This is a genomic window from Micromonospora noduli, from assembly GCF_003264475.1.
GTDB classification, from domain to species: Bacteria; Actinomycetota; Actinomycetes; order Mycobacteriales; family Micromonosporaceae; genus Micromonospora; species Micromonospora noduli.
Genome location: NZ_PYAC01000012.1, coordinates 378,613 through 399,540 on the forward strand (window position 1 = coordinate 378,613; position 20,928 = coordinate 399,540).

General features: G+C 72.3%; 18 protein-coding genes. 10 read left to right on the forward strand and 8 right to left on the reverse strand.

The window, feature by feature from the left end; genetic code table 11:
- Window positions 1–30 precede the first annotated feature (30 nt).
- Window positions 31–1,317 carry a nicotinate phosphoribosyltransferase gene (locus MED15_RS16490; protein WP_112736095.1) on the reverse strand — a complete coding sequence of 429 codons (1,287 nt, stop codon included), beginning with the start codon at window positions 1,315–1,317 and terminating at the stop codon, window positions 31–33.
- Between the two features lie 16 nt (window positions 1,318–1,333).
- Entirely contained in the window at window positions 1,334–4,012 is a 2,679-nt protein-coding gene (locus tag MED15_RS16495; protein WP_112736097.1) for a LuxR C-terminal-related transcriptional regulator, read from the reverse strand.
- A 195-nt stretch (window positions 4,013–4,207) separates the two neighbouring features.
- Between MED15_RS16495 and MED15_RS16500 the strand changes: the two genes are divergently transcribed.
- From MED15_RS16500 to rdgB, 9 genes are all read left to right on the forward strand, one after another.
- Window positions 4,208–5,758, forward strand: coding sequence for a P-loop NTPase family protein (locus MED15_RS16500; protein ID WP_112582232.1), 1,551 nt, complete (start codon window positions 4,208–4,210; stop codon window positions 5,756–5,758).
- Window positions 5,759–5,906: 148 nt separating this feature from the next.
- The gene (gene clpS, locus MED15_RS16505; RefSeq protein ID WP_088946433.1) at window positions 5,907–6,197 is read left to right on the forward strand and encodes an ATP-dependent Clp protease adapter ClpS; all 291 of its coding nucleotides are present in this window, start codon (window positions 5,907–5,909) and stop codon (window positions 6,195–6,197) included.
- Window positions 6,194–6,694 carry a DUF2017 domain-containing protein gene (locus MED15_RS16510; RefSeq protein ID WP_091393575.1) on the forward strand — a complete coding sequence of 167 codons (501 nt, stop codon included), beginning with the start codon at window positions 6,194–6,196 and terminating at the stop codon, window positions 6,692–6,694. Before clpS ends, MED15_RS16510 begins: the two co-directional genes overlap by 4 nt.
- Window positions 6,695–6,746: 52 nt before the next feature.
- Window positions 6,747–7,235 carry a M67 family metallopeptidase gene (locus MED15_RS16515; RefSeq protein WP_112736296.1) on the forward strand — a complete coding sequence of 163 codons (489 nt, stop codon included), beginning with the start codon at window positions 6,747–6,749 and terminating at the stop codon, window positions 7,233–7,235.
- Window positions 7,236–7,300: 65 nt separating this feature from the next.
- On the forward strand, window positions 7,301–7,702 hold the full coding sequence (locus MED15_RS16520; RefSeq protein ID WP_112736099.1) for a MoaD/ThiS family protein: 402 nt from the start codon (window positions 7,301–7,303) through the stop codon (window positions 7,700–7,702).
- An 11-nt stretch (window positions 7,703–7,713) separates the two neighbouring features.
- A complete protein-coding gene (locus MED15_RS16525) occupies window positions 7,714–8,679 on the forward strand; it encodes a PLP-dependent cysteine synthase family protein (protein ID WP_112736101.1) in 966 nt (321 codons plus the stop codon).
- A gap of 223 nt (window positions 8,680–8,902) precedes the next feature.
- Window positions 8,903–9,646, forward strand: coding sequence for an MBL fold metallo-hydrolase (locus tag MED15_RS16530; protein ID WP_030331266.1), 744 nt, complete (start codon window positions 8,903–8,905; stop codon window positions 9,644–9,646).
- 120 nt (window positions 9,647–9,766) lie between these two features.
- Window positions 9,767–10,492 (forward strand): ribonuclease PH, encoded by a 726-nt coding sequence (gene rph / locus MED15_RS16535; RefSeq protein ID WP_112736103.1) that lies wholly within the window; start codon window positions 9,767–9,769, stop codon window positions 10,490–10,492.
- A gap of 49 nt (window positions 10,493–10,541) precedes the next feature.
- On the forward strand, window positions 10,542–11,159 hold the full coding sequence (rdgB, locus tag MED15_RS16540) for an RdgB/HAM1 family non-canonical purine NTP pyrophosphatase (RefSeq protein ID WP_091393561.1): 618 nt from the start codon (window positions 10,542–10,544) through the stop codon (window positions 11,157–11,159).
- Between the two features lie 62 nt (window positions 11,160–11,221).
- Here rdgB and hutH read toward each other — a convergent pair whose 3' ends face one another.
- The 6 genes from hutH to MED15_RS16570 are packed head-to-tail and all read right to left on the reverse strand — an operon-like array spanning window position 11,222 to window position 19,082.
- The gene (hutH, locus tag MED15_RS16545) at window positions 11,222–12,760 is read right to left on the reverse strand and encodes a histidine ammonia-lyase (protein WP_112736105.1); all 1,539 of its coding nucleotides are present in this window, start codon (window positions 12,758–12,760) and stop codon (window positions 11,222–11,224) included.
- A complete protein-coding gene (gene hutI / locus MED15_RS16550; RefSeq protein ID WP_112582225.1) occupies window positions 12,757–13,944 on the reverse strand; it encodes an imidazolonepropionase in 1,188 nt (395 codons plus the stop codon). The genes hutH and hutI overlap by 4 nt, the downstream gene beginning before the upstream one ends.
- Window positions 13,941–15,308, reverse strand: coding sequence for a formimidoylglutamate deiminase (locus MED15_RS16555; RefSeq protein ID WP_112736107.1), 1,368 nt, complete (start codon window positions 15,306–15,308; stop codon window positions 13,941–13,943). The genes hutI and MED15_RS16555 overlap by 4 nt, the downstream gene beginning before the upstream one ends.
- Window positions 15,299–16,501, reverse strand: a complete 1,203-nt coding sequence (locus MED15_RS16560) for an allantoate amidohydrolase (protein WP_112736109.1) — start codon at window positions 16,499–16,501, stop codon at window positions 15,299–15,301. The genes MED15_RS16555 and MED15_RS16560 overlap by 10 nt, the downstream gene beginning before the upstream one ends.
- A gap of 53 nt (window positions 16,502–16,554) precedes the next feature.
- Window positions 16,555–18,213 carry a urocanate hydratase gene (gene hutU, locus MED15_RS16565; RefSeq protein ID WP_112582221.1) on the reverse strand — a complete coding sequence of 553 codons (1,659 nt, stop codon included), beginning with the start codon at window positions 18,211–18,213 and terminating at the stop codon, window positions 16,555–16,557.
- A 17-nt stretch (window positions 18,214–18,230) separates the two neighbouring features.
- Window positions 18,231–19,082 (reverse strand): MurR/RpiR family transcriptional regulator, encoded by an 852-nt coding sequence (locus MED15_RS16570; protein WP_112582219.1) that lies wholly within the window; start codon window positions 19,080–19,082, stop codon window positions 18,231–18,233.
- Between the two features lie 131 nt (window positions 19,083–19,213).
- Between MED15_RS16570 and MED15_RS16575 the strand changes: the two genes are divergently transcribed.
- A complete protein-coding gene (locus MED15_RS16575) occupies window positions 19,214–20,815 on the forward strand; it encodes a hypothetical protein (protein ID WP_112736111.1) in 1,602 nt (533 codons plus the stop codon).
- Window positions 20,816–20,928 lie beyond the last annotated feature (113 nt).

Below are 20,928 nucleotides of genomic sequence, written 5' to 3' on the forward strand. Positions count from 1 at the left end.
CACGGTCGGTCGGTGGCGCTCGGGGATGACTCAGGCAGCGGGTACGACGGTGACCGGCACTGCCGGATCGCCCACAGACAGCTTCAGTCCCTCCCACGGGATGGAGATCAGGCACTCCCGCAGGTGCTCCCGTGACTCGTCGAGGGTGGGCAGCGGCACCGACTCACCGGCGACCACGTACGACTGCTGGAGCAGGCGGTCGTTGGGCTGCCGGTCGGGAACGCCCTGCGGGACGATGACCTCCTCGGTGGCGGTGCCGGTCGGCTTGTGCCGACGGACCGCGACCTTCCGGCCGCCGATGGTGGCCTTGTGCTCGGAGCGCTTCACCACCGGCCGTCCCTCGACCTCGACCAGTTTGTAGACCAGCCCGGCGGTCGGTGCCCCGGAGCCGGTGACCACGGCCGTGCCGGCGCCGTACATGTCCACCGGTTCGGCGGCCAGCGCGGCGATCGCGTACTCGTCCAGGTCACCGGAAACGATGATCTTGGTCTCGGTGGCACCCAGCGAGTCGAGCAACTCCCGGGACTGCTGAGCGATCACCGCGAGGTCGCCGGAGTCGATCCGTACCGCCCGCAGGTCCGGCCCGGCCACCGAGATGGCGTTGCGGATGCCCTGGCTGATGTCGTACGTGTCGACCAGCAGGGTGGTGTCCTTGCCCAGCGTGGCGACCTGCGAGGCGAACGCCGCCCGCTCGTCGTCGTGCAGCAGGGTGAACGCGTGCGCCGCCGTGCCCGCCGTCGGGATGCCGTAACGCGCGCCGGCGGCGAGGTTGGACGTGAACCGGAACCCGGCCAGGTACGCGGCCCGCGCCGCGGCCACCGCCGCCTCCTCGTGTGCCCGACGCGACCCCATCTCGATCAGCGTCCGGCCCCGCGCCGCGGTCACCATCCGGGCCGCTGCGGCGGCCACCGCGCAATCGTGGTTGAGCACGGACAGCGCCAGCGTCTCCAGCACCACACATTCGACGAAGCCGCCGGAGACGGTGAGGATCGGTGAACCGGGGAAGAACAGCTCACCCTCGGCGTACCCGTCGATGTCGCCGGTGAAGCGGTAGTCGGTGAGCCACGCCGCCGCCGTCTCGTCGACCACCCCGGTCCGCAGCAGGAACTCGACCTCGGCGGGGTCGAACCGGAAGTCGCGGATCAGCTCGATCAGCCGGGCCGTCCCGGCGACCACGCCGTACCGGCGGCCGCTGGGCAGCCGGCGGCTGAACACCTCGAAGACACACCGGCGGTCGGCGGTGCCGTCCTTCAGTGCCGCGCTGACCATGGTCAGCTCGTAGTGGTCGGTCAGGAGCGCGGGGCGGTGGTTGCTCACCGCCCCAGCCTAAGGTTCAGCTCGGGTCGCCGCCGTCGTGGCCCGGGATCGAGCGTAACGCCGCCCACAGCTCGGCCCGGCCGGTGACGCCGAGCTTGGCGTAGATCCGCTGGAGGTGGTTCTCCACGGTGCGCGCCGAGAGGTAGAGCCGTTCGGCGATGGCCCGGCTGGGAGCGCCGTGCGCGGCGAGGCGCGCCACCTGCCACTCCCGCTCGGTGAGCACGGGCGCGCCCGCCTGGAGCGCCGGCGTCCGGATCAGGTCACAGCGCCCGAGCAACCCGGCGAGGCGCTCCCGGGCGTCGTTGGCGGCAGCCGAATGCTGCCGGCGCAGCCGCTGGACGGCCTGGGAGGTGGCCTCGGCGGCGTACACGGTCAACTCCAGGGCGGCATAGTCGTCGGCGACCGCGAGCAGATCGGTGGGGGAATCGGTCACCGCGGCGCGGGCGTGTCGGGCCAGCAGCGGCGGGAGCACCCCGTCGACCCGCTCGGAGAGCTCGGCGAGGCGCTGCGCGACGGTGCGCCGACCTCCGTCGGAGCAGGTGGGGCCGACCGCCATGCCCGCCTGGTCGAGTCGGACGAGGTCGTGCAGGACATGCACCTCGTGCCCGGCGAAGCCGTCCGAGCGCAGCCGGTCCACCAGGTCAGCGAGGTGTTTGACAGCGCCCGGCAGGTCGCCCGAGGCGGCGAGCGTCGCGCCCCGGGCCTGCTCCAGCCACGGGTAGAGCACCGCCATGCCCGGCGAGTGGGTGCGGTCGGCTTCGGCCATCGCCGAAACCGCCTGCGCGGCGTCACCGCGCAGCGCCGCCGCCTGGGCGCGTTCGGCCTGAGCCAGACCGGCGTAGACCCGACTCGTGGCCAGCACCGCGCAGGCACCCAGGGAGGTCCGCAGGGCCGCGTCGCTCTGCCCGCGCAGCCGGGCCGCGTACGCCTGGAGGATGGCCAGGTAGCCGGTGCCGAGGCGGAAGTCGCCGGCTCCGGCGAGGTCGGCGAACTCGTCGGCCACGATCGCGTCGATCCCGGCCAGGTCGCCGGTGAGCATGAGCCGGGTGCCTCGGGCCAGCTCCAGGGCCAACTGGAGGTACGGCATGTCGGTGCGCCAGTTCGCCGCGGCCGAGTGCACCTGGGCGATCGCCGTACCGCTGCGGGTCAGCTCGCCCTGCGCGGCCTGAACGTACGCGATGGTGGAACGGGCCAGCTCGCGGGCGGCGACGCCGGCCGCCGGCCGGTCCAGTACCCGTCGGCTGAGCTGCACCGCGGTGGTCGTGTCCAGTCGGTGCAGGCGCATGATCGCCTCGAAGGCGTGCACCCGGGAGCGGTCGGCGGAGTCGCTGAGCTGCTCGACCCGGCTTGCGATCTCCTCCACGGTGGACTCCTGGCTCAGCCCCCAGTAGCTGACCATGCCGCGTACGGTCAGCCAGCGGCAGAGCCGCCGCTCGTCGCCGGGCTCGGGGGTGACCGCGTCGAGGACGTCGATCGCCTCGTCGGGCCGGTCGGCGAACATCAGGATGGTGGCCAGCAGCTCCGCCGCGTCGTAGCCGCCGTCGGCGTTCAGTGCGGCCCGCGCCAGGCGGGTCGCCAGCGGCACGTCGTAGCGGGTGAACGCCTGTACTGCTGCGTCCAGCAGCAGAGCCGGATCCTGTGCGGTGCCCGAGTCGAGTCGCCAGACGGCCACCCGCAACAGGTCGTCGCGTCGGCGTTTGCCGACCTGCTCAAGCAGCTCGGCGAGGTGTGCCTGAAGTCGGCGGGTGCGGCTGACCGGGCAGCGGCGGCGCATCACCTCGCCGTAGAGCGGGTGCGCCAGCCGGACGTTGGTGCGGCGGTCGTGCTGAATGACGGTGATCAGCCCGCGTTCCTCGGCGGTCTCCACGTCCGACTGCTCGGCGGCCTGCCTCAGGAGGTGCAGGCCCAGTGGTTCGCCGAACGCGACCAGCTCGACCACTGCGCGGACGCCGTCGGTGAGCTTGCCGACCCGGGTGTCGATGAGGTCGGTCAGGTTGGGCGCCAGTTCCAGTCGCCCGGTCCACTTCCAGATCCCGTACGTGCGCTTCAACTCGGCGCTGCCGTTGGCGGCGTGCACCAGCTCGCGCAGCAGCAGCGGGTTGCCGGCCGACAGCCGGCCGAGCCGGTCGGCGGAGCCGGCGTCGACCGGGCCGCCCAGGATCGCCGCCAGCAGGTCGGTGGTCTCCTCCTGCGGCATCGGGGTCAGCTCGACGTGCTCGACCAGGTCGTCGGTCCAGAGTGCGCGGATCGGCAGCGGGATCTGCTCGCCGTCGCGCAGGGTGCCGACCACTGTGGCGTTCTCGGCGCGGGCGACCAGGTGCACAAGTGCGGCCGAGGGGGGATCGAGCAGGTGGGCATCGTCGATGGCGAGCACGATCCGTCGGCCGGCCGCCTGCTGTTGCAGCACGTTGAGCGCCCAGCGCAGGATGCCGGCGGGGGAGAGGCCCTGGGGCTGCTCGGCGGGGAGGACCTGGACCAGCCCTCCGAACGGCAGCGCCGCGGTGGTGGCGCTGGCGGCAATGGACCAGATCGCGAACCGGTCGGTGGGCAACGCGCCCACGCCCTCGCGCAGCAGCCGACTCTTGCCGATGCCAGCGCTGCCGCTGAAGAAGAGCCCGCGGCCGGCCTCACCGGTCACCGCCTCCAGCAGGCGGTTGAGCTCACCCGTGCGGCCGACGAACTCCCATCGACTCATTCGCGCAGCATATCGACCGGAATCCGTCCGCGCCCGCACCGTCACGGTGCGAAGTTGAGTATTCGCACAATTACCCGTGAGTATTCGAGGTGTTCCGCCCGGTCGCCAGCCCGCCCGTAGTCTTCGGAACATCCGGGTTGACGCACCGGAATTTTCGCGACCGGACCCACGGTCACCTGCAACGGGAGGCACCTGATGAAGCAGGGCCCTCTCCCCTCGGTCGACTCGCCGGACGACATGACCGGCCCAACCGACCTACCCATCTGCGGCCCTCTCCCCACCCGGGTCGGCGTGTCCGGCGCCGCCCCGGACGAGCCGCTCGGTGTGGTCGCCGTCGGTCCGGCCGGTGCCGAGCGGCGTGCCGTGCTCGCCACCCTGCTCGAGCTCGACCCGGTCATGCTCACAGTGCCGGCGGGCAGCTGGTTGGTGGTGCGCGACGCCAAGGTGCCCACCCGCGCGGCGTTCGTGCCCGGTTACCGCCAGCCGCACTCGTACGGCGCGGACCGGGACGCCGCCGGTCCGGCGTTGGCCCGCCCGCCCCGGCGGGTCGAGCTGAGCGTGCCCCAGCCGCTGTTGCGGCACTTCACCCTCGTCGACGTTCCGGACACCGCCACCCTCGGCGTGTCCGGCACCCGGGTGCTGCTCGAAGCGGCGGGCCGAGCCGGCGCGCTGCTCTTCGTGATCGCCGCCGATCAGGCCTTCACCGCCGCCGAGTTGAACCTGCTCGCCGAAGTCGCCCCAACCTCGGTGGAGGTCGTCTTCGCGGTCACCCCCGGCGCGGCGGGGTGGGCTCCGCTGGCCGACGGCACGGCGACTACGGAGGGCGCGGGGGCGTCCGTCCCGCCGGTCGGGGGCGCGGAGACCGAGGTGGACGCGGTCGCGGTGACGGTGGAGGCACATCGGGCGGCACTCCTGGCCGCGGTGCCGGCGCTGGCCGGCGCGCGGTGGTTCCCGGTCGACGGCGCCGACACCGCCGCCGACCTGCGGCGGGCGCTGGTGGGTTGGGCGTCGCGTGAGGGGTTGCAGCGGGCCAGCGTCGATCCACCGGTCCTGCCGGGTCAGCAGGGCCGCGTCGCCGTGGCCGCCGATCCGGGTGACTGGTCCGAGCGGCTCGACCGCCACACCCGCTCGTGTGCTCAGCGGATCCGCCAGCACCTCGCCCTGGAGTTGGCGAACATCCACCTTCGGGCCGTTCAGGAGATCGTGTTCGGAGTCGGCTGTGCCGGCCTACCGGATCTCCTCGACCGGGAGATGGCGGCGTTGTCGTTGTTGGCCACCGCGCAGTGCGATCAGGCGGTGCGCGGCATCATGACCGACGTCGCGTCCCAGGTGCTCGGCGCGCCGCCGGCCGAAGGCGTGCGCCGCCGGATCGCCGCCGCGGTGCAGTACGGCCTGGCCGATCACCGGCCCGGCCACGAACTGGACAAGGTGTTGTTGATCACCAGCACGGCCGGCGTGGCCGAGTTGACCGGCCTGGAGGCGATCGACGCCGCCGCCAGCTATCCGGTGGCGTCCCGGGACGAGGTGCTCCCGCCCATTGCGGTGGCGCTCTCCGGCGGATGCTGGCAGCAGTGGCGTACGCCCGGCAACGGCGACCACAGCGCGGCGCGGGCCTGGTCCCAGCGGGCGGTGCGCGAGGTCGAGTTGGGGTTGTCCAGGGAGATCTCCCGACGGTTCGAGGTGATCCGCCTCTCGCTGGGCGTGGTGCTCTCCGATGCAGTCGATCACGGCATTCTGCTCGCCTGACGGCGCGCCCACCGGTTGGTCCGGGTCCGGGCCGGACCCCACCTCCGATGGCGGCCGGGGCGGGTCGGGAGGGCCCGGGGTGGGTGATCCGCGCCGGGCCGGCGTTCCGGTTCCTCGGTTCCGGGAAACCGGTGGCACGATGGGGGGCATGGCGGCTCCGCAGGTTGCACCGGTCGAGACGCCGGACACTGACGAGGTGCCGGCGTCCGACCGGCAGTGGGTGACGATCGTGTGGGACGACCCGGTCAATCTGATGACGTACGTGACCTGGGTCTTCCAGAAGCTTTTCGGCTACAGCCGGGAGAGGGCCGAACAGCTGATGCTGGACGTGCACCACAAGGGTCGTGCCGTGGTCTCCACCGGTGCCCGCGAACGGATGGAGCACGACGCGTCGCAGCTGCACGCGTACGGGCTGTGGGCGACGGTGGACAGATCATGAGCATGTTCCATCGCCAGGCCGGTCACTACGTCGCAGTCTTCGCCGTCGACGAGGTGCGGGTGCTGCGCAAGGTCGCCTCCGAGGTGGTGGGTCTGCTCACCGATGGCTTCGACCACACCGACCCGGTCGTCGGTCGGCTCTTTCCGGCGGTCTACCCACAGGACGCTCCGGGCACCGCCGAGTTTCGCCGCTACACCGAGGGCGACCTGAAGACCGCGAAGATCGATCAGGCGGGGGCGATCCTGGCCGCGTTGCCGGACGACGCCGGTGGCGAGGTGCGGCTGGACGCCGAGGCCGCCGAGGCGTGGTTGCGGGCACTGAACGACGCCCGGCTCGCGATGGGCGTCCGCCTGGAGATCAAGGACGGCACGGATCTGGGCGAGGAGTTGGACGACGCGGTCGCTGAGGACCCGGGTTCCAGCCGGGTGTTCCAGCTTTCGGTCTACGCCTATCTCGGATATCTACAGGAGTCGCTGCTCAACGCCTTGATCGACTAGGGGTGACCGGCGCCACTTCGGCCCGTGCCCGGCAGGCGTTAGGCTGGTGCACGTGCTGAGCATCGACCGGTCGATCATTGACGCGATCGTCGCCCACGCGCGCCGGGATCACCCTGACGAGGCGTGCGGCGTGGTCGCCGGTCCCGTCGGCAGCGACACCCCGACCCGGCACATCCCGATGGACAATGCCGCGAGGTCGATGACGTTCTACGAGTTCGACTCGATGGAGCACCTGCGCGTGTGGCGGGAGATGGACGACCGGGACGAGGAGCCCGTCGTCATCTACCACTCGCACACCGCCACCGAGGCGTACCCGTCGCGGACGGACGTCTCCTTCGCCGGTGAGCCGGGGGCGCACTACCTGCTCGTCTCGACCCGTGAGCCCGACTCGGAGGAGATCCGGTCGTTCCGGATCGTCGACGGCGTGATCACCGAGGAGCCGGTCCGTGTCGTGGAGGCCGGTGTCGACCCGCACGCCGTCCAGTCCTACATGTTCGGGCAGAGCCCGGCGACGGTCGATTACGAGTGTTCCGGCCGCTGACCTGTCAGCGCCGCAACCGTCTCGTCCCGTCACCGTAGGCACACCCGATCGAGGAGTTCCACATCATGGCCATTGAGGTTCGCATCCCCACCATCCTGCGCAGCTACACCGGCGGCGCCAAGGTCGTCGACGGCTCCGGCGACACGCTCGCCGATCTGCTCACCGACCTGGATTCCCGGCACGGCGGTCTGCGCGGCCGTCTGATCACCGACGCGGGCACGCTGCACCGCTTCGTCAACGTCTACGTCAACGACGAGGACGTCCGCTTCCTCGGCGCGCTCGACGCGAAGCTCTCCGACGGCGACAGCGTCACCATCCTGCCGGCGGTTGCCGGCGGCGCGTTCGGCTTCGCCGCCGCAGCGGCGATCAGCTCGCACAGTGCCGCCGCAGCGGCGATCAGCTCGCACAGCATCAGCTCGCCGAGTGTCGCCGCCGCGGTGAGCCGCGACGCCGTCGCGGCTCGCTGAGGTCGGCCGCCATGGCGCGGTACGACAGCCTGCTCGACGCCTGCGGGGGTACGCCGCTGGTCGGCCTGCCCCGACTCTCCCCGACGGTGCCCGAGGGGGCCCCTCCGGTGCGGCTCTGGGCCAAGCTGGAGGACCGTAACCCCACCGGCAGCATCAAGGACCGCGCGGCGCTGTTCATGGTCCGGGCGGCGGAGGAGGCTGGCCGGCTCCGCACGGGTGACACCATCCTCGAGCCGACGAGTGGCAACACCGGCATCTCGTTGGCCATGGTGGCGAAGCTGCGCGGCTACCGGCTGGTCTGTGTGATGCCGGAGAACGTCTCCACCGAGCGGGTGCAGCTGCTCCGGATGTACGGGGCCGAGATCATCTTCTCGCCGGCGGCGGGGGGTTCCAACCAGGCGGTCGCCACGGCGAAGCAGATCGCCGTCGAGCACCCCGACTGGGTGATGCTCTACCAGTACGGCAACGAGGCCAACGCGCGGGCGCACTACGAGACGACCGGGCCGGAGCTGCTGCACGACCTGCCCAGCATCACGGACTTCGTGGCGGGGCTGGGCACCACCGGCACCCTGATGGGCACCGGGCGTTACCTGCGGGAAAAGGTCGAGGGCATTCAGATCGTGGCCGCCGAGCCGCGCTACGGCGAGTTGGTCTACGGCCTGCGCAACATCGACGAGGGGTACGTTCCGGAGCTCTACGACGCCTCGGTGCTCTCCCGGCGGTTCTCGGTCGGCACCCGGGACGCGGTGCTGCGTACCCGCCAGCTCGTGGAGGTGGAGGGCATCTTCGCCGGGTTCTCCACCGGTGCGATCCTGCACGCCGCGCTGGCGGTGGCGCACGAGGCGGTGCGCGACGGCCGGCGGGCCGATGTGGCCTTCGTGGTCTGCGACGGTGGGTGGAAGTACCTGTCCACCGGCGCGTACGGCGGCACACTCGCCGATGCCGAGGACGCCCTGGAGGGGCAGCTCTGGGCCTGACCGATCTGATCTGCCGACTACGGGCCGTCGACATTCGTCGACGGCCCGTACGCATCCCGACGTACCGCGAGCGGGTGTCACGTTCGTGACAACTTCCGTTGGATGATTCTTGCTGCCGGGTGCGCCAGCGTAGGCTGCGCAGCGTGGCGTACGCGTCGGTAGAGATCATGGCCGGGACCATCACCGGCGCGGGTGCTACTGATAGTGACAGCGAGACCACTCGATGCGACTGACCGTTCTGGGAAGCGCCGGCAGTTTCCCTGGCCCCGAGTCGCCCTGCTCGGCCTACCTCGTCGAGGCCGACGGCTTCCGGCTCCTCGTCGACTTCGGCTCGGGGTCGCTGTCCAGCCTCCAGCGGTACGCGGGACTGCACGCCCCGGACGCCATCCTGCTGACCCACCTGCACTGCGACCACATGTTCGACGCCGTGCTGTACGTGGTGGTGCGCCGGTACGCCCCGGACGGCCCCTACCCGGCGCTGCCGGTGTACGCGCCCGCCGGCGCGCCGGACCGACTCAGCGCCGCCTACGGCGACGACGGTTCGGTGGAGGACGTGTACCAGTTCTACGCGCTCCAGCCGGGCACCTTCCCGATCGGCCCGTTCGCCGTCACCGTCGACCGGGTCAACCACCCGGTCGAGACGTACGGTGTGCGGCTGGAGCACGACGGCCGTTCGCTGTGCTACTCGTCGGACACCGCGCCCTGTGAGGCGCTGCTGCGGTTGGCCCAGAACGCCGACGTGTTCCTCTGCGAGGCCAGTTACCTCGACGGCATGGACAATCCGCCGGATCTGCACCTGACCGGTCGGGAGGCCGGCGAGGCGGCGACCAAGGCCGCTGTGGGTCGGCTGCTGCTCACCCACCTGGTGCCCGCCTGGGGCAGCGAGGCGCACACGTTGGAGTCGGCCGCTTCCGCGTACACCGGGCCCCTCGAGGTGGTCCGGCCCGGCGCCAGCTACGACGTCTGACGCAGCACGCCCGGTTCGCGAGGCCCGGCGGCGGTCGCCGGGTTCCTCGGTGTGCACGGCGCGGACGTTCCCCGGGGCACCGCGAGCGAGGTGGATCGCCGCACCGCATAGGGTGCAGGCATGGTGCGACCTGACGGGCGAGGGCCCTCTCAACTTCGACCGGTGACAGTGACCCGTGGCTGGAGCACCCATCCGGAGGGCTCGGTGCTCGTCGAGTTCGGCGGCACCCGGGTGCTCTGCACGGCGAGCGTCACCGAGGGGGTGCCCCGCTGGCGCAAGGGCTCCGGGCTCGGCTGGGTGACCGCCGAGTACGCGATGCTGCCCCGGGCCACCAACACCCGCTCGGACCGGGAGAGCGTCAAGGGTCGGGTCGGTGGCCGTACCCACGAGATCTCCCGGTTGATCGGCCGTAGTCTGCGGGCCAGCATCGACCTCAAGGCGCTCGGCGAGAACTCGATAGTGCTCGACTGCGACGTGCTCCAGGCCGACGGCGGCACCCGCACCGCCGCGATCACCGGCGCGTACGTCGCCTTGCACGACGCGGTGGGCTGGCTTGCCGCCCGCAAGTCGTTGGCCGGCAAGCCGGAGAAGGTGATGCACCGCTCGGTGGCCGCGGTCAGCGTGGGGGTCATCGCCGGGGAGGCCCGGCTCGACCTCTGCTACGAGGAGGACGTCGCCGCCGAGGTGGACATGAACGTGGTGTGCACCGGCGCGGGCGACTTCGTCGAGGTGCAGGGCACCGGCGAGGCGGGCGTGTTCGCCCGCGACCAGCTCGACGCCCTGCTCGACCTGGCCGTCGCCGGCTGCGCCGAGTTGGCCGAAGCCCAGCGGAAGGCCCTCGCGTGAGCGCGAGGAAGCTTGCGAGCCCCGCAGTCGCGAACAAAGGTGTCTCAGCATGAACAAGGTCCTGCTCGCCACCCGTAACCGCAAGAAGCTGGTCGAGCTACAGCGGATCCTGGACGGCGCGCTCGGCGCGCACCGGATCGCCCTGCTCGGGCTGGACGACGTCGAGCAGTACGCGGAGCTGCCGGAGACCGGCCTGACCTTCGGCGAGAACGCGCTGATCAAGGCGCGGGAGGGCTGCCGGCAGAGTGGGCTGCCGACCATCGCCGACGACTCCGGGCTCGCGGTCGACGCGCTCAACGGCATGCCGGGGGTGTTCAGCGCCCGCTGGTCCGGCCAGCACGGCGACGACCGGGCCAACCTTCAGCTGGTGCTGGACCAGATCGCCGACGTCCCGGACGAGCAGCGGGCCGCCTCGTTCGTCTGCACCGTGGCGTTGGTGCTGCCCGGCGGCAAGGAGCACCTCGTCGACGGCCGGCAGTCCGGGCGGGTGCTGCGCGCGCCGCGCGGTGACGGCGGGTTCGGCTACGACCCGATCTTCCTGGGCGACGGACAGGACCGGACCAACGCCGAGCTGACCCCGGCGGAGAAGGACGCCATCAGTCACCGGGGCAAGGCGCTGCGCGAGCTGGCCAAACTGATCGCCAAGGTGCTGCCGCCCGCCGCATGACGGGCACGAGGTGCTGCCGCCCGCCGCCTGACCCGCGGCGGACGACAGCGACCCGCCGGAGACTAGCCCAGCGGGCCAACCTCCCGTTCGATGGCGGCGCGCAAGTCCGGCCCGGCGACGACGGCACGGGCCGCCTCCATCACCGGGGCGAGGAACACGTCCGGGCCAGGCTCGCCGGCTGCCGCACCGAGGGCGGCGACGGCCGCCCGGCCGGCCGGGGACGGCTCCAGCGGGGCGCGCAGCTGGAGGCCGCGTACGCCGGCCAGCAGTTCCACGGCGAGCAGGCTGGTCAGGTTGTCCAGCACGGTACGCAACTTCTTGGCCGCCGCCCAGCCCATCGAGACGTGGTCCTCCTGCATTCCGCTGGTGGGCAGCGAGTCCACCGAGGCGGGGGCGGCCAGTCGACGGTTCTCGGCGACGATCCCGGCCGCCGTGTACTGGGCGATCATCAGCCCGGAGTTGACCCCGGCGTCGGGGGAGAGGAACGCCGGCAGCTCCCGGGAGCGGGTGACGTCGAGCAGCCGGTCGACCCGCCGTTCGGCGATCGCGCCCACCTCGGCGGCGGCGATGGCGAGGAAGTCCGCGGCGAAGCCGAGCGGCGCGCCGTGGAAGTTACCTGTCGACTCGACCCGGCCGTCCGGCAACACCACCGGGTTGTCCACCACTGACACCAGCTCCCGGCCGGCGACGGTGCGGACGAAGTCCAGGGTGTCGCGGGCCGCGCCGGCCACCTGCGGGGCGCAGCGCATCGAGTACGCGTCCTGCACGGCGTGCGCCAGGTCGTCGCGGTGCGAGTCCATCACCCGGGAGTCCTGCAACAGGCGGTGGATGTTCGCCGCCGACGCCGCCTGACCGGGGTGTGGCCGGATCGCGTGCAGCTCGGGCAGGAACGGCCGCTCCGAGCCGAGCATCGCCTCGATGGCCAGCGCTGCCGTCACGTCGGCCATGGCGAACAGGTGCGCCGCGTCGTGGATGGCCAGCAGCAGCATGCCGAGCATGCCGTCGGTGCCGTTGATCAGCGCCAGCCCCTCCTTGGCGGCCAGCTCGATCGGCTTGAGCCCGGCGGCGGTCAACGCGTCGGCCGCGTCCTGCCGCTCACCGGCCGGCCCGAGCACCCAGCCCTCGCCGAGCAGCACCAGCGCGCAGTGCGCCAGCGGCGCCAGGTCACCGGAGGCGCCGAGCGAGCCGTGCTCCGGCACCCAGGGGGTGATGTCGTGGTTGAGCAGGTCGACCAGGGCCTCCGCGACCAGCGGCCGGACCCCGGAACGGCCCAGGGCGAGGGACCGCACCCGCAGCAGCATCATGGCCCGGACCACCTCGCGCGGCATCGGGGCGCCCACCCCGGCGGCGTGTGAACGGATCAGCGCGTGTTGCAGCTCGGCCCGCCGCTCCGGGGCGATGAAGGTGTTGGCCAACGCGCCGAACCCGGTGGAGACCCCGTAGACGGGACGGCCCGACGACTCGATGCCGTCCACGATGGCCCGGCTGGTCGCCATCGCGTCGATGGTGGCCGGGGCGAGGACGACAGTGGCGGTGCCGCGGGCCACCGCGAGCACGTCGTCGGCGGTGATACCGGTGGGCTGGATGGTCACGTGCGTCATTGCAGTGCTCCGTTGCGTATTACCTGGCGGATCAGGGGGACACCGGGCCGGTAGGCCAGGTGCAGGTACGACGGCGCGTCGAGGACGACGAGGTCGGCCCGCGCGCCGGGGGTGAGGACACCGATGTCGTCGCGGCGCAGCGCCCGCGCGCCACCGGCGGTGGCGGCCCAGACCGCCTCCGCCGGGGTCATCCGCATCTCGCGGACCGCGAGGGCCACGCAGAACGGCATCGACGAGGTGTACGACGAGCCAGGGTTGCAGTCCGTCGCCAGCGCCACTGTGACACCGGCGTCGAGCAGCCGGCGGGCGTCCGGGTACGGCGAGCGGGTGGAGAACTCAGCGCCGGGCAGCAGGGTCGCCACCGTGCGGGTGCCCGACCCGTCGCTGTGGGCCGTGTCGGCCAGCGCGGCCACGTCGGCGTCGCTGAGGTGGGTGCAGTGGTCGACGCTGGCCGCGTCCAGCTCCACGCCCAACTGCACCCCGGGGCCGGGGCCGAGCTGGTTGGCGTGCAGCCGTACGCCCAGCCCGGCGGCCCGACCGCAGGCCAGGATGGCGCGGGCGTGGTCCACGTCGAAGGCGCCCCGCTCGCAGAACACGTCGATCCACTTCGCGTACGGAGCGGCGGCGGCCAGCATCGGCCCGCAGACCAACCCCACGTAGTCGTCGGGGCGGTCGGCGTACTCGGCGGGCACCACGTGCGCGCCCAGGAAGGTGGTCTCGGTGCTGGTCTCGGCGGCGATCCGCAGCGAGCGGGCCTCGTCGGCGACGGTCAGGCCGTACCCACTCTTGATCTCCATGGTCGTGGTGCCCTGGCGCAGCGCCTCCCCGCGCAGCCGGCGCACTGTGGCACGCAGCTCGTCGTCGGTGGCGGCCCGGGTCGCGCCGACAGTGGTCCGGATGCCGCCGCCGGTGTAGGGCTGACCGGCCATCCGGGCGGCGAACTCGGCGGCCCGATCCCCGGCGAAGACCAGGTGGGCGTGGCTGTCCACGAAACCCGGCAGCACGGCGGCACCGCCGGCGTCGACGTGATGGTCGGCGGCCGGCGCGTACGCGGACGGCCCGACCCAGACCACCCGGCCCTCCTCGACCAGCACTGCGGCGTTGCGGCGGATGCCGAGCGGGCCCTCGCCGGCACCGTTGGTGACCAGCTCCCCGATGTTGTCGACCAGCAGGCTGCCGCTCATGCGGGCGTCACCGCCTCGATCGCGGACGACAGTTCGGCCGGCACGTCCACGGTCAGGTGTCGGCCCTCGGCCACCACCACCCGGCCGTCCACCACTACCTGCTCGACGTCCGCCGCGCTGGCGGCGAAGAACGCGCCCACCGGCGGCACTCCGGCGGTGCGGGCGCTGTCCAGGCGTACCGTCACCAGGTCGGCTCGGGCGCCCACCGCGATCCTCCCGGCGTCGGCCCAGCCCAGCGCGGCGTGCCCGGCGACGCCGGCCGCGTTCAGCAGGTCGAGCGGCGCGAAGTGACCACGCCGGCGGGTACGCAGCCGCTCGTCCAGCTCGACCGCCCGGGCCTCCTCGAACAGGTCGATCACGGCGTGGCTGTCGCTGCCGAGGCTCAATCGGATGCCCGCGTCGGCCATCCGGCGGGCCGGGCCGATGCCGTCGGCGAGGTCCCGCTCGGTGGTCGGGCAGAGGCACACCCCGGTCCGGCTGTCGGCGAGCAGTGACAGGTCCGCGCTGGTGGGGTGCGTGGCATGGACGGCGGTGGTGTGCGGCCCGAGTACGCCGTGCTCGGCGAGCAGCGCGGTGGGCGTACGCCCGTGCACGGCCCGGCACTCGTCGTTCTCGGCGGGCTGCTCGGAGAGGTGCACGTGCAGCGGCGCCTGCCGCTCCCGGGCCCAGTCGGCGACAGTGCGCAACTGATCGGCCGGGACGGCCCGTACCGAGTGCACGGCCGCGCCGACCCGGGCGTGCGGGTCCGACGGCTGGAACGCGGCGGCCCGCTCGGCCCAGCGGCCCGCGTCGCCGTCGCCGAAGCGGCGTTGCGGCCCGGCGAGGGGCCGACCGTCCACGCCGGAGGTCAGGTAGCAGGCGTCCAGCACTGTGAGCCGGATCCCGGCGTGCGCGGCGGCCTCGACCAGCGCATCGCCCATCGCGTTCGGGTCGTCGTAGGCGCCGCCGTCCGGTCGGTGGTGCAGGTAGTGGAACTCGCCCACGCAGGTGATCCCGGCGAGCGCCATCTCGGCGTAGACGGCCCGGGCCAGAGCGAGGTAGGTCTCCGGGTCCAGCCGGTCCGCGACGGCGTACATCTGGTCCCGCCAGGTCCAGAAGTCACCCCGCCCACCGTGGGTACGCCCGCGCAGCGCCCGGTGGAAGGCGTGCGAGTGCGCGTTCGCGAGGCCGGGCACTGTGAGGCCGGGCAGCGGCACCGCGTCGGCGTGCACCTCGACCCCGGCCGGTGGCCTGCTGCCGGGGGTCAGCGGCGTCACCGCGGTGATGCGGCCGCCTTCGACCTCGATCAGCACGTCGGGGGTGGGTTCGGCGTGCTCGGGCAGCCAGGCGTACTCGGCGAGCCAGCGGTTCGGTGTCACCGGCATGTCAGCTCCTCCAGCACCCGGGCCAGCGCCCGGACCCCGGCCGCGCAGTCGTCGTCGGTGGCGGCCTCGGCGGGGGAGTGCGAGACACCGGTCGGGTTGCGCACGAAGAGCATCGCGGTGGGCAGGTACGCGGCGAGCACCCCGGCGTCGTGCCCCGCCCCGGTGGGCAGCACCGGTGCGTCGAGCAGCGTGGCCAGCCGTTTGGCCAGTCCGCCGTCGAAGGCGACCACCGGGGTGGCCGACTCCTCGGTGACGGTCACCGTCGTACCGTCGCGGCGGGCCCGCTCGGCGAGCTTGCCGCGTACCGCGTCGACCAGCCCGGTCAGCGTCTCCGGGTCGGCCGCACGGGCGTCCAGCCAGCCGGTCACCTTTGACGGGATCGCGTTTGTGGCGTTGGGTTCGACGGCGACCCGGCCCACCGTGGCGTGCGCGCCGCGCAGCCGGGCCTCCTTGTTGGCCGCCAGCACCGTGAACGCGTAGGTCAGCATCGGGTCGCGGCGGTCGGCCATCCGGGTGGTGCCCGCGTGGTTGCCCTCGCCGACGACGTCGAAGCGCCACCGGCCGTGCGGCCAGATCGCGCTGGCCACCGCGACCGGCGCGTCCGTGTCGACGAGCGCGCGGCCCTGTTCGACGTGCAACTCCACGAAGGCGCCGAACCGGCCCAGCAACTCCGGGCGGGCGCCCGCCGGCCGGTCACCGAGCGCCTCGGCGAAGCTCACCCCGGCAGCGTCGCGCAGGCCGGCAGCGCGTTCGGCCGACAGCGCCCCGGTGAGCAGCCGCGACCCCAGACACGGTACGCCGAAGCGCGCCCCCTCCTCCTCGACGAAGGCACCCAGGACCAGCGGCCGGCCGGGGGTGACGCCCGCGGCGCGCAGCTCGTCCACGGCGAGGAACGCGCTCACGATGCCGAGCGGCCCGTCGTACGCCCCGCCGTGCGGCACGGAGTCGAAGTGGCTGCCGGTGAGCACCGCGTCGGACGCCTCCGGGTCACCCCAGTGGGCGAAGAGGTTGCCGTTGCCGTCCCCGGTGACCGGCATGGCACGGCGTTCGGCCTGCGCCCGGAACCAGGCGCGCAGCTCCCGCTCCGGCTCGGTCAACGCGTACCGCAGATAGCCGCCGCTGTCGGCGTTCCGCCCGACCGGCGCGATCTCGTCCCACAGGGCCCGGAACCGGGCGGAAAGGTCGTCGGTCACGGCACCTCCGTTGTTCGCGACTGCGGGGCTCCGCTGCGCTGCGCTCCTCGCGCTCACGCGGGTCCCCCCTCCGTCATCGGGACCCGGACCCCGGTGCGGTCGGCGACCTCGCGGGCGCTCTCGTAGCCGGCGTCGACGTGCCGGATGACGCCCATCGCCGGGTCGTTGGTGAGCACCCGCTCGATTTTCTGACCGGCGAGGGCGGTGCCGTCGGCCACGCACACCTGCCCGGCGTGGATCGACCGGCCGATGCCCACCCCGCCGCCGTGGTGAATGGACACCCAGGACGCCCCGCTGGCCGTGTTGACCAGGGCGTTGAGCAGCGGCCAGTCGGCGATGGCGTCGGAGCCGTCGGCCATCCCCTCGGTCTCCCGGTACGGGCTCGCGACGCTGCCGGTGTCCAGGTGGTCCCGGCCGATCACCACCGGGGCGGAGAGTTCGCCGGAGGCGACCATGTCGTTGAACCGCACGCCCGCCCTGTCCCGTTCGCCCTGACCGAGCCAGCAGATCCGGGCCGGCAGGCCCTGGAAGGCGACCCGCTCACCGGCCAGCTTGATCCAGCGGGCCAGCGACTCGTTCTCCGGGAACAGGTCGAGGATGGCCCGGTCGGTGGCGGCGATGTCGGCCGGGTCACCGGAGAGCGCCGCCCACCGGAACGGGCCCCTGCCCTCACAGAACAACGGCCGGATGTACGCGGGAACGAAGCCCGGGAAGTCGAAGGCGCGCTGGTAGCCGCCGAGCTGCGCCTCACCCCGGATCGAGTTGCCGTAGTCGAACACCTCGGCGCCGGCGTCGAGGAAGCCGACCATCGCCTCGACGTGCTTCGCCATCGACGCGCGGGCCCGGTCGGTGAACTCGGCCGGCTTCGCGGCGGCGTAGTCCCGGGCCTCGGCCAGCTCCACCCCCACCGGCAGGTACGCCAGTGGGTCGTGCGCGCTGGTCTGGTCGGTCACGATGTCGATCTCGACGCCCCGGTTCAGCAGCTCCGGGAAGACCTCGGCGGCGTTACCGACCACGCCCACGCTCAGGGCCCGGCGCTCCCGCTTCGCGGCGCGGACCCGAGCGATCGCGTCGTCCAGGGAGTCGGCGACCTCATCCAGGTAGCGGTCGTGCACCCGACGGTCGAGCCGGGTGCGGTCCACGTCCACGATCAGGCAGACGCCGCCGTTCATGGTGACCGCGAGTGGCTGCGCGCCGCCCATTCCGCCGCAGCCAGCGGTCAGCGTCAGCGTGCCGGCGAGGGTGCTGTCGAACCTCTTGGCGGCCACCGCCGCGAACGTCTCGTAGGTGCCCTGCAGGATGCCCTGGGTGCCGATGTAGATCCACGAACCGGCCGTCATCTGCCCGTACATGGTCAGGCCGAGCTGTTCGAGGCGGCGGAACTCCGGCCAGGTCGCCCAGTCGCCGACCAGGTTCGAGTTGGCCAGCAGCACCCGGGGCGCCCACTCGTGGGTGCGCATGACACCGACCGGGCGGCCCGACTGCACCAGCATCGTCTCGTCCTCGCGCAGGTCGGTCAGCGTGCGGACCAACGCGTGGTACGACGGCCAGTCCCGCGCCGCCTTGCCGGTGCCGCCGTAGACCACCAGGTCGTCGGGGCGTTCGGCCACCTCGGGGTCGAGGTTGTTCATCAACATCCGCAGGGCGCCCTCCTGCTGCCACCCGCGGGTGGTGAGCTGGCTGCCCCGTGCGGCACGAATGGGCTGGGTCATCTCTGGTTCTCCTCCGGTCAACCGAGGAACAACTGTCGGCGGGCCGCGGAGGCTTCGAACGCCTCCAGTCGGCGCTGGGTGTCGGCCGGTGTGGCGTCGCAGATCGCCTGCAACAGCACCATGGCCAGGGTCATCGGGGCGGTGTGCAGGTCGAAGACGAGCTGCGCGCCGACTGCTGCGGCGAGCACCACGTCGGCGTGCTCGGTGGCCGGGCTGACCGGGGAGTCGGTGATCGCCACCACTGTCAACCCGGCGTGGCGGGCGTCGCGCAGCGCGTCCAGGGTTTCCCGGGGATAGCGGGGCAGCACGAAGGCCAGGACGGCGGACGCCCCGGCCTCGGCAGCCTGCTCCAGGCGGTCGGTGAGCAGGCTGCCGCCGTCGTCGAGGACCCGTACGTCCGGGTGCACCTTCGCCGCGAAGTAGGCGAAGTACGCGGCCAGCGGCGCGGCGGCGCGCAGGCCGAGCACCGGCAGTGGGCGACTTTCGGCGAGCAACCGCCCGGTCTCGGCGATCCGGTCCCGGTCGGCGAGCTGACCGGCCAGTCGGTCCAGGTTGCCCATCTCCGCGCGTACCGCCTGCTGGAGTTCGTTGCCGGCGTCCGTCGATCCGCCCGGAGTCGAGCCGGTGAGGTCGCGCAGCCGGCGGCGCAGCGCCGGGTAGCCGTCGTGGCCGAGCGCGACGGCGAACCGGGTGACCGACGGCTGACTAACGCCGGCCAGCTCGGCAACCTCGGCGGCGGACAGGTACGCCACGCCGGGGGCGTGCTGCACCAGACAGTGCGCGATTCGGCGCTGGGTAGGGGTGAGCCGCACCCCTTGGAACAGGTCGAGCACCCGGTCAGCGGGTGCCGCGACAGCTCCTTCATTCATGAGCTGACTCTATGCATAGAAACTTTCATAGACAACCACCTCGGGTCACCCCCGCCCCCCGTTCGGCCGTCATGACTCGTAACATGCGGGCGTCCAGCGCGAGCAGCATCGCGCCAGCGAGAAGGAGCGTCGTGGTCGCAGTCGAGGACGCCCCGCCCGTTCGCGCCACCCCGCCGGCACCCGCCCGGCGCGTCCGGGCGACGGTCGGCGAGGCGCTGCCGATCATCGCTCTCGTCGGGGCCTTCTTCGTCGTCAACGACATCCGGTCGTGGCTGACAGCCCAGTACTGGGGTGACGAGGCGTGGGTCGCGCTCTCGGTCCGTTTCCCCCTCGCCGATCTGCCGGTGACGACCTCATCGAGCCCGATCGGGTGGAGTTTCCTGCTCCGGCTGGTCCCGGACATCGACCACCTCCGGGTCGTACCCCTCGGTTTCCAACTGCTGACCGTTGTCGCCGCCTACTTCTTCGGTCGTGCTGTTGGCCGGAACCGTGCTCATGGCGTCCTCATCGGCCTTGTGACCGGGCTCGTGGTCCTGCTCCTGCCGGCCCAGCAGATCCGCCACGACCTGAAGCAGTACACCGCTGACGCTGCGGTGGCGGTCTGCCTGCTCGCCCTGGCCGCCTGGACCGAGCAGTCGTGGTCCCGATGGCGGCTCGCCGTCGTGGTAGCGGTGGTCTTCGTTGGGATGCTGTTGAGCCACACGACCGCGATCATCGCGCCCTGCGTGTTCGGTGGCCTGCTATTCGCCGCTGCGGTGCTCTCTCGACACCGGTCGCGGACTGTTCGAACAGCGGTCGCCGGCCTCGCTGCTGGAGGGCTTGCGGCTGCCGTCTACTTCGGTGTCTCCGTCCGCGCGGACAACGACGCCATGCACGGCTACTGGACCTCCTACTTCCCGACCCTCACCTCGCTTCCCGGATACCTCGTGGCCCGGATCAGCAATCTGCTCCCCCTGCTGGGCGTCCCCGGATGGGTCCTCGTCCCACTGCTGCTGCTCGGTGTGCTGACCCTGGTGCGTCAGGGACGCCCTGGCACAGGCGTTGCCGTCCTGCTGGTACCGGTGGCGGCTACCGGGCTGGGGCTCGCGCAGATCTACCCCCTTCTCGACCTTCGCACGTCGCACTTCCTGCTCGTGCTCACCGCGGTGGTCGCCGGCGTTGGCGTCGCGGGACTGGCTGACCTGGTCGCGATGGCGATCCGTCGTAGTCGGCCGGTCGTTGTCCCCAGCGTGATCTGCGCGCTGCTGCTGTCCAGCTACGCGGTCGCCAATCAGCGTTGGTGGCGCTTCGATGGCGACGAGGCCGGCCTCTGGCGCAACCACAGTGCGGTGACGACCATTGGGTCCGCCACCCGCTACGTCGCCACACACGCCGGCCCGAACGACATGGTGGTTGTCGCCGGACCGGCCTGGTTCGGATTCGCGCTCTACTCCGACGACCCGCTCGAACTGGTCGCGCCCGTTGCCAGCACCGTGGGCTTCACTGTGGGCATGCCCAACCGACCGAACGTGGTGCTTCCTCAGGTCGACCCGGCCGGCGGCGCGCGGAGCATCCAGCGGGCCCTGGACGAGATCCTGACGCAGGCATCGATGCGGCCACCGGGAACGCAGGTGTGGCTGGTACGGACCTCTACCCATCCGAGCGAGCCGGACTGGCGTGCCGCGCTGGCCGCCTACCAGGTGCGCCCGGTCACCGCCGGGCCGGAGCCGGTCGTCGTGATCAGCAGGAGGTGACGGCGGGAGCGAGCGGCCCTTCGGAGGGCTGCGAACCGGCATCGGCTCGCTGACAACCCGCACGATGGTTGATCTTTCCTTCCGTCGACCGGCGGGTGGCAAGTTGTGTGCCG

Coding starts and splice junctions, on each gene's coding strand:
- MED15_RS16570 (WP_112582219.1), bottom strand. CDS start 19,082: ATGAATGAAGGAGCTGTCGCGGCACCCGCTGACCGGGTGCTCGACCTG.
- MED15_RS16555 (WP_112736107.1), bottom strand. CDS start 15,308: ATGCCGGTGACACCGAACCGCTGGCTCGCCGAGTACGCCTGGCTGCCC.
- MED15_RS16525 (WP_112736101.1), top strand. CDS start 7,714: ATGGCGCGGTACGACAGCCTGCTCGACGCCTGCGGGGGTACGCCGCTG.
- rph (WP_112736103.1), top strand. CDS start 9,767: ATGGTGCGACCTGACGGGCGAGGGCCCTCTCAACTTCGACCGGTGACA.
- hutU (WP_112582221.1), bottom strand. CDS start 18,213: ATGACCCAGCCCATTCGTGCCGCACGGGGCAGCCAGCTCACCACCCGC.
- hutH (WP_112736105.1), bottom strand. CDS start 12,760: ATGACGCACGTGACCATCCAGCCCACCGGTATCACCGCCGACGACGTG.
- rdgB (WP_091393561.1), top strand. CDS start 10,542: ATGAACAAGGTCCTGCTCGCCACCCGTAACCGCAAGAAGCTGGTCGAG.
- hutI (WP_112582225.1), bottom strand. CDS start 13,944: ATGAGCGGCAGCCTGCTGGTCGACAACATCGGGGAGCTGGTCACCAAC.
- clpS (WP_088946433.1), top strand. CDS start 5,907: ATGGCGGCTCCGCAGGTTGCACCGGTCGAGACGCCGGACACTGACGAG.
- MED15_RS16510 (WP_091393575.1), top strand. CDS start 6,194: ATGAGCATGTTCCATCGCCAGGCCGGTCACTACGTCGCAGTCTTCGCC.
- MED15_RS16520 (WP_112736099.1), top strand. CDS start 7,301: ATGGCCATTGAGGTTCGCATCCCCACCATCCTGCGCAGCTACACCGGC.
- MED15_RS16495 (WP_112736097.1), bottom strand. CDS start 4,012: ATGAGTCGATGGGAGTTCGTCGGCCGCACGGGTGAGCTCAACCGCCTG.
- MED15_RS16500 (WP_112582232.1), top strand. CDS start 4,208: ATGAAGCAGGGCCCTCTCCCCTCGGTCGACTCGCCGGACGACATGACC.
- MED15_RS16530 (WP_030331266.1), top strand. CDS start 8,903: ATGCGACTGACCGTTCTGGGAAGCGCCGGCAGTTTCCCTGGCCCCGAG.